This window comes from Pseudorhodoferax sp. Leaf274, from assembly GCF_001422445.1.
In the GTDB taxonomy this organism is placed as follows: Bacteria; Pseudomonadota; Gammaproteobacteria; order Burkholderiales; family Burkholderiaceae_C; genus Pseudorhodoferax.
Genome location: NZ_LMNA01000028.1, coordinates 313,967 through 320,836 on the forward strand (window position 1 = coordinate 313,967; position 6,870 = coordinate 320,836).

6 protein-coding genes are annotated in these 6,870 nt (G+C 70.1%); all 6 read left to right on the plus strand.

Annotation, left to right across the window (positions count from 1 at the left end; genetic code table 11):
• The first annotated feature begins 78 nt into the window (after positions 1 to 78).
• The 6 genes from ASF44_RS25330 to fahA are packed head-to-tail and all read left to right on the plus strand — an operon-like array spanning position 79 to position 6,493.
• A complete protein-coding gene (locus tag ASF44_RS25330; protein WP_056902018.1) occupies positions 79 to 1,038 on the plus strand; it encodes an MBL fold metallo-hydrolase in 960 nt (319 codons plus the stop codon).
• Positions 1,039 to 1,064: 26 nt separating this feature from the next.
• A complete protein-coding gene (locus ASF44_RS25335) occupies positions 1,065 to 2,723 on the plus strand; it encodes an FAD-dependent oxidoreductase (protein ID WP_056902019.1) in 1,659 nt (552 codons plus the stop codon).
• An 11-nt stretch (positions 2,724 to 2,734) separates the two neighbouring features.
• Positions 2,735 to 2,938, plus strand: a complete 204-nt coding sequence (locus ASF44_RS25340; RefSeq protein ID WP_369820957.1) for a DUF2783 domain-containing protein — start codon at positions 2,735 to 2,737, stop codon at positions 2,936 to 2,938.
• A gap of 27 nt (positions 2,939 to 2,965) precedes the next feature.
• Entirely contained in the window at positions 2,966 to 3,922 is a 957-nt protein-coding gene (locus ASF44_RS25345) for a tripartite tricarboxylate transporter substrate binding protein (RefSeq protein ID WP_056902021.1), read from the plus strand.
• Positions 3,923 to 3,932: 10 nt separating this feature from the next.
• Positions 3,933 to 5,228: a homogentisate 1,2-dioxygenase gene (gene hmgA, locus ASF44_RS25350; protein ID WP_056902022.1), complete on the plus strand. Its 1,296-nt coding sequence runs from the start codon at positions 3,933 to 3,935 to the stop codon at positions 5,226 to 5,228.
• On the plus strand, positions 5,225 to 6,493 hold the full coding sequence (gene fahA, locus ASF44_RS25355; RefSeq protein WP_056902023.1) for a fumarylacetoacetase: 1,269 nt from the start codon (positions 5,225 to 5,227) through the stop codon (positions 6,491 to 6,493). The genes hmgA and fahA overlap by 4 nt, the downstream gene beginning before the upstream one ends.
• The last annotated feature ends 377 nt before the right edge of the window (positions 6,494 to 6,870 follow it).

A 6,870-nucleotide genomic window follows, 5' to 3' on the forward strand; every position in this document is an offset into this window, starting at 1 on the left:
GCGAATATTGCGAAATAATGCGAACCAGTTTGTCAATGACAAATCCCGATCCCTAGGAAACCGCAGGAGACACCCCCGATGAGCACGCAGAAAAAGTTTGCCTCCCAGGCCGATCTGGAAGAGAAGAAGGTCACCTTCAGCCAGATCTCCGAGCACGCCTGGGCCTACACGGCCGAGGGCGATCCCAACACCGGCATCGTGATCGGCGACGACGCCGTGCTGGTGGCCGACACCCAGGCCACGCCCGCGATGGCGGCCGACGTGATCCGCCGCATCCGCGAGGTGACCGACAAGCCGATCAAGTACGTCGTGCTGACGCACTACCACGCCGTGCGCGTGCTGGGCGCCAGTGCCTACCAGCCCCAGCAGATCCTGGCCAGCCAGGACACCTACGACCTCATCGTCGAGCGCGGCGAGCAGGACAAGGCCAGCGAGATCGGCCGGTTCCCGCGCCTGTTCCAGAACGTGGAGACGGTGCCCGCGGGCATGACCTGGCCGACCATGACCTTCACCGGCAAGATGACCGTGTGGCTGGGCAAGCTGGAGGTGCAGCTGCTGCAGCTGGGCCGCGGCCACACCAATGGCGACACCGTGGTCTGGCTGCCGGGCGAGAAGGCGCTGCTGTCGGGCGACCTGGTGGAGTTCGGCGCCACCCCGTATGCGGGCGATGCCTACTTCAAGGACTGGCCGAAGACGCTGGACAACCTGGCCGCCTTGCAGCCCCGGGCCCTGGTGCCGGGTCGCGGCGCGGCGCTGACCACGCCCGACGACGTGGCCAAGGGCCTGCGCGAGACGCGCGACTTCATCGCCGATGTCTACGCCAACGTGCAGAAGGGCGTGGCGGCCGGCAAGGACCTCAACGCCGTCTACAAGGACACCTTCGCGGCGCTCAAGCCCAAGTACGGCCACTGGGTCATCTTCGACCACTGCATGCCCTTCGACGTGACGCGCTGCTTCGACGAGGCCACGCAGTACGCCGACCCGCGCATCTGGACCGCCGAGCGCGACATCCAGATGTGGAAGACGCTGGAAGGCTGAGCGGGCGGCGAAGGAGGAGACAAGACATGCAGCTCCAAGAGCTCACCGAAGCCGCGGCCCGCGGCCCCATCGACTACCAGAAGCTGGTGTTCGACTACCGGCCGCACGCGGACCAGCGCGCCGCCACACCCGCGCGGCATCCCGTCGTCGTGGTCGGCGCCGGCCCGGTCGGCCTGGCCCTGGCCATCGACCTGGCCCAGCAGCAGGTGCCCGTGGTGCTGCTGGACAACGACCACCGGCTTTCCACCGGATCGCGCGCGATCTGCTTTTCCAAGCGCTCGCTGGAGATCTTCGACCGCCTGGGCTGCGGCGAGGCCATGGCCGCCAAGGGCGTGTCGTGGAAGGTCGGCCGCGTGTTCCTGCGCGGCGAGGAGGTCTACAGCTTCGACCTGCTGCCCGAGCATGGCCATGCGCGCCCCGCCTTCGTGAACCTGCAGCAGTACTACGTCGAAGGCTTCCTGGCCGAGCGCGCCGCCGCGCTGCCGTCGATCGACGTGCGCTGGCAGAACAAGGTCACGGGCGTGGAGCAGCGGGGCGACCACGCGCTGCTGACCATCGAGACGCCCGACGGCCCCTACCAGCTGCAGGCCGACTGGGTGGCCGCGTGCGACGGCTCACGCTCGGCCATGCGCCAGCTGCTGGGGCAGGAGAGCCACGGCCGCGTGTTCCGCGACCGCTTCCTGATCGCCGACGTGAAGATGAAGGTCGATTTCCCGGCCGAACGCTGGTTCTGGTTCGACCCCGACTTCCACCGCAACCAGAGCGTGCTGCTGCACCGGCAACCCGACGGCGTCTGGCGCATCGACTTCCAGCTCGGCTGGGACGCCGACCCCGAGGTCGAGAAGCGGCCCGAGAACATCATGCCGCGCGTGCGCGCGCTGCTCGACGCCTCGCCGTTCAAGGGCGCCGAGGTCGAGCTCGAATGGGCCAGCGTCTACACCTTCGCCTGCCAGCGCATGGACGCGTTCCGCCATGGCCGCGTGCTGTTCGCGGGCGATTCGGCGCACGGCGTCTCGCCGTTCGGCGCGCGCGGTGCCAATTCGGGCCTGCAGGATGCCGAGAACCTGGCCTGGAAGCTGGCCGCCGTGGTGCGCCGGCAGGCGCCCGACGCGCTCCTGGACAGCTATGCCCGCGAACGCGAGCTGGCGGCCGACGAGAACATCGCGGCCTCCACGCGCGCCACCGACTTCATCACGCCCAAGAGCGAGATCAGCCGGCTGTTCCGCGATGCCGTGCTGCAGCTGGCGCGCAAGCACGACTTCGCGCGGCGCATGGTCAACAGCGGGCGGCTGTCGGTGCCGGCCACGCTGCAGGGGTCGGCGCTGAACACCGAGGACGCGGACGGTTTCGCCGGCCGCATGGTGCCGGGCGCCGTGGCCGCCGATGCGCCCGTGGCCGATGGCTGGCTGCTGCGCCGGCTCGGCAGCACGCGCTTTGCCGCGCTGGTGTTCGGCGAAGGCGAGGGTGCCCAGGCCAGCCTGCGTGCGCTGGCCGCGGCCGAGCTGCCGCTGCAGGTCGAGCGGGTGCCGCTGGACGCGGCCCACGCCTTGGCGGCCGCGCGCTACGACGCGCAGGACGGCACCACCTACCTGCTGCGCCCGGACCAGCATGTCTGCGCGCGCTGGCGCCGGCCCACGGCCGCCGCGCTGCGTGCGGCGCACGACCGCGCGCTGGCCAGGGCCTGAAGGAGACACGCATGCAAGCAATGCCGGAACACCTGGACACGGGCGCGCGCCTGGCCGCGCCCGACGATTTCTACGAAGCCCTGATCGACGCCCACCAGGGCCTGTCGACCGACGAGAGCCATGCGCTCAACGCGCGCCTGGTGCTGCTGCTGGCCAACCAGGTCGGCCAGCTGCCGGTGCTGCGCGAGGCCCTGGCCGCGGCACGCGAAGCCTGACGATTTCACAACCACTGGAGACACAACATGATGCGCTTTCTGACCACCGGCCTCGTGGCCGCCACCCTGGCTTTCACGGCATCGGCGCAGTCCGGCAAACCCATCGAATGGGTCGTCGGCTACGCGGCAGGCGGCGGCTCCGACGCCGTGGCGCGTGCCACGGCCGAGGCCATGGCCAAGACGCTGGGCGCGCCCGTGCTCATCAACAACAAGCCGGGCGCGGCTACCAACATCGCGGCCGAGTACGCGGTGCGTGCCAAGGACCTGGAGCACACCTTGTTCACGGCCGACTTCGCCACGCTGGCCGCCAATCCGTTCCTGTTCGCCAAGCTGCCCTACAGCGCCGAGAAGGACTTGAAGCCCGTCGGCCTGCTGGCGCGCTTCCCGCTGGTGCTGGTGGTGGGCCCGCAGGTGCCGGCCAGCAACTGGCGCGAGTTCGTGGCCTGGGCCAAGGCGCAGAACGGCAGCGTCAACTACGCCTCGGCCGGCGTGGGCAGCCCGCACCACCTGGCGACCGAGCTGCTGGCAGAGCAGGGTGGCCTGAAGCTCACGCACGTGGCCTACAAGGGCGCGGCGCCCGCGGTGGCCGACGTGCTGGGCGGCCAGGTCCCGTTCATGCTGGTGGACACCGCCAGCGGCAACCAGTTCGTGCTGTCGGGCAAGCTCAAGGCCATCGGCGTGGCCAGCGCCCAGCGCATCGCCAGCTTGCCCAATGTGCCCACGCTGGCCGAGCAGGGCCTGTCGGGGTACGAGGCCTATGCCTGGCAGGGCCTCACGGTGCCGGCCGGCGCGACCGACGCCACCGTGGCCCGTTACAGCAAGGCGCTGCAGGAGGCGCTGGCGTCGCCGACCGTGAAGGCACGCTACGAGGCCCTGGGCGTGGAAGGCCTGCCCGGCACGCCCGAGCAGATGGCCGCCTACGCCAAGCAGGAACGCGAGCGCTGGGGCCGCCTGATCCGCGCCAACAACATCCGCATCGATTGAAAGGAAGACCATGGCCCAGGACCCGCTGCGCTACCAAAGCGGCTTCGGCAACGAGTACGCCACCGAGGCCGTGCCCGGCAGCCTGCCGCAGGGCCGCAACAGCCCGCAGCGCGCGCCGCACGACCTGTACCCCGAGCTGATCTCGGGCACGGCGTTCACGGCGCCGCGGCATGAACAGCGGCGCAGCTGGATGTACCGGCGCCAGCCCTCGGTGGTCGCTGGCCGCTACCAGCCCTACGCGCAGCCGCTGTGGACCACGGGCGGCGACCGCGGCATCGCGCTGGCGCCCGAGCCGCTGCGCTGGCATCCGACGCCGCTGGACGGGGCAGAGTTCGACTTCGTCGACGGCATGCGCACGCTGGCCGCCAACGGCGACGCCGACGCGCAGACCGGCGTGGGCTCGCTGGTCTATGTGGCCGGCAAATCCATGGGCCGGCGCTCCTTCGTCAACGCCGACGGCGAGCTGCTGGTGGTGCCGCAGCAGGGCCGGCTGCGGATCACGACCGAACTCGGCGTGCTCGAAGTTGCGCCCGGCGAGATCGCGCTGCTGCCGCGCGGCCTGGCCTTCAAGGTGGCCTTGCCCGATGGCCTGTCGCGCGGCTATGTCTGCGAGAACTACGGCGCGCAGTTCCGCCTGCCCGAACTGGGACCGATCGGCTCCAACGGCCTGGCCAATGCGCGCGACTTTCTCGCGCCCGTGGCCGCCTACGAGGACGAAGCGGGCCCTTACGAGCTCATCAAGAAGTTCGGCGGCCGCTTCTGGCGCGCGCCGGCCAAGGGCACGCCGTTCAACGTGGTGGCCTGGCACGGCAATCTGGCGCCCGTGAAGTACGACACCAAGAATTTCATGACCATCGGCTCGATCAGCTTCGACCACCCGGACCCGTCGATCTTCACGGTGCTGACCTCGCCCAGCGACACGCCGGGCACGGCCAATTGCGACTTCGTGATCTTCCCGCCGCGCTGGCTGGTGATGGAAGACACCTTCCGTCCGCCCTGGTACCACCGCAACCTCATGAGCGAGTTCATGGGCCTGGTCTACGGCGAGTACGACGCCAAGCCCGGCGGCTTCAGGCCCGGCGGCGCGAGCCTGCACAATGCAATGGTGCCCCACGGCCCGGACGAGGAGGCCTTCGAGAAGGCGTCCTCGGTCGATCTCAAGCCGCAGAAACTCGACAACACGCTGGCCTTCATGTTCGAAAGCCGCTGGCGCTTCATTCCCACTGCGTGGGCGCTGAACACCGCACCGCTGGACCAGGACTACGCCGACTGCTGGGCCGGCCTCCAAGACCACTTCAAGCCATGACCTCTGTGAACTCCACCCACGCCCCCCAGCTGCGCAGCTGGGTCGCGTCTGCCAACGTGGCGGGCTGCGACTTCCCGATCCAGAACCTGCCGTTCGGCCGCTTCCGCGCGGCGGGCAGCCTGGATGCCTTCCGCATCGGCGTGGCCATCGGCGACCAGGTGCTGGACCTCCGGGCCGCGGGCCTCGTCGACCACGGCGACATGAACGCGCTGATGGGCGCCACGCCGGCCGAGCGCCAGGCCCTGCGCGCACGCCTGTCCGCCGGGCTGGCCGAGGGCAGCGCCGAGCAGGCCGCATGGGCCAGCGCGCTCGTGCCGCAGGCGCAGTGCGCCTACACCGTGCCCTGCGATGTGCGCGACTACACCGACTTCTACACCAGCGTGCACCACGCCACCACCATCGGCAAGCAGTTCCGGCCGGACAACCCGCTGCTGCCCAACTACAAGTGGGTGCCCATCGGCTACCACGGGCGTGCCAGTTCCATCGTGGTCAGCGGCAACGCCTTCAAGCGCCCGCACGGCCAGACCAAGGCGCCCGATGCGGACGTGCCCAGCTTCGGCCCCTGCAAGCGGCTGGACTACGAGCTGGAGCTGGCCTACTTCGTGGGCCAGGGCAATGCACTGGGCGAGCCGGTCGGCATCGATGCGGCCGAGGCGCACCTGTTCGGCGTGGGCCTGTTCAACGACTGGTCGGCGCGCGACCTGCAGGCCTGGGAATACCAGCCGCTGGGGCCCTTCCTGTCCAAGAACTTCGCATCCACGGTGTCGCCCTGGATCGTCACCATGGAGGCGCTGGCGCCGTTCCGCGCGCCGTTCACGCGGCCGGCGGACGACCCGCAGCCGCTGCCCTACCTGGACGGCGCGGCCAACCGCGCGCAGGGCGCGCTCGACATCACGTTGGAGGTCTGGCTGCAGACCGCCAGGATGCGCGCGGCAGGCGAGGAGGGCGTGCGCCTGACGCGCGGCAACACCACGCGGGCCGCCTACTGGACGGCCGCGCAACTCGTGGCACACCACACCGTGAACGGCTGCAACCTGAACCCGGGCGACCTGCTCGGCTCGGGCACGCTGTCGGGCCCCACGCCGGGCGAGGCCGGCTCGTTGCTGGAACTCTCGCAGGGCGGCAAGCAGCCGATCAGCCTGCCCAACGGCGAGACGCGCAGCTTCCTCGAAGACGGCGACACGCTGGTCCTGCGCGGCTGGTGCGAGCGCGAAGGCGCGGTGCGCATCGGGCTGGGCGAGGCGCGCGGGACGGTGGTGGGCTGAGAACGTGTGAGCGAACCGCTCACACCCACGCGCGGCCCCATGAGCGCCTGTTGTCATCAGGGTCGCCGCGCCCAGGGCCTCGCCCTGCGGGCCGTTGCGCGCCCTGTCGAATGCCCGGGCAGCCACGAACTGTTGTTCACCGGTCTCGTGCGGCTGGCGCGCGCGGTGGTGGAGGCGGGCAGGGGCTAGGCGATCAAAGCCGCGTGGCCCTGGCTTGCCCGGGAAAATCCTGAGTCGCAAACGTTTGCGCAAACGTTTTTGCAGCCCTATATTGCCTGCCTGTTCCGGCACGCATCACAAGGAGACACGCATGCACCCGACCCGCCGCACCCTCACCTCCGCGCTGGCCCTGGCCGGTGTCCTGGCCTTCGCACCGT

Bases quoted from the DNA above. Each gene is read 5' to 3' on its own strand.
- ASF44_RS25335 (WP_056902019.1), top strand. From the start codon at position 1,065: ATGCAGCTCCAAGAGCTCACCGAAGCCGCGGCCCGCGGCCCCATCGAC.
- ASF44_RS25345 (WP_056902021.1), top strand. From the start codon at position 2,966: ATGATGCGCTTTCTGACCACCGGCCTCGTGGCCGCCACCCTGGCTTTC.
- hmgA (WP_056902022.1), top strand. From the start codon at position 3,933: ATGGCCCAGGACCCGCTGCGCTACCAAAGCGGCTTCGGCAACGAGTAC.
- fahA (WP_056902023.1), top strand. From the start codon at position 5,225: ATGACCTCTGTGAACTCCACCCACGCCCCCCAGCTGCGCAGCTGGGTC.
- ASF44_RS25340 (WP_369820957.1), top strand. From the start codon at position 2,735: ATGCAAGCAATGCCGGAACACCTGGACACGGGCGCGCGCCTGGCCGCG.
- ASF44_RS25330 (WP_056902018.1), top strand. From the start codon at position 79: ATGAGCACGCAGAAAAAGTTTGCCTCCCAGGCCGATCTGGAAGAGAAG.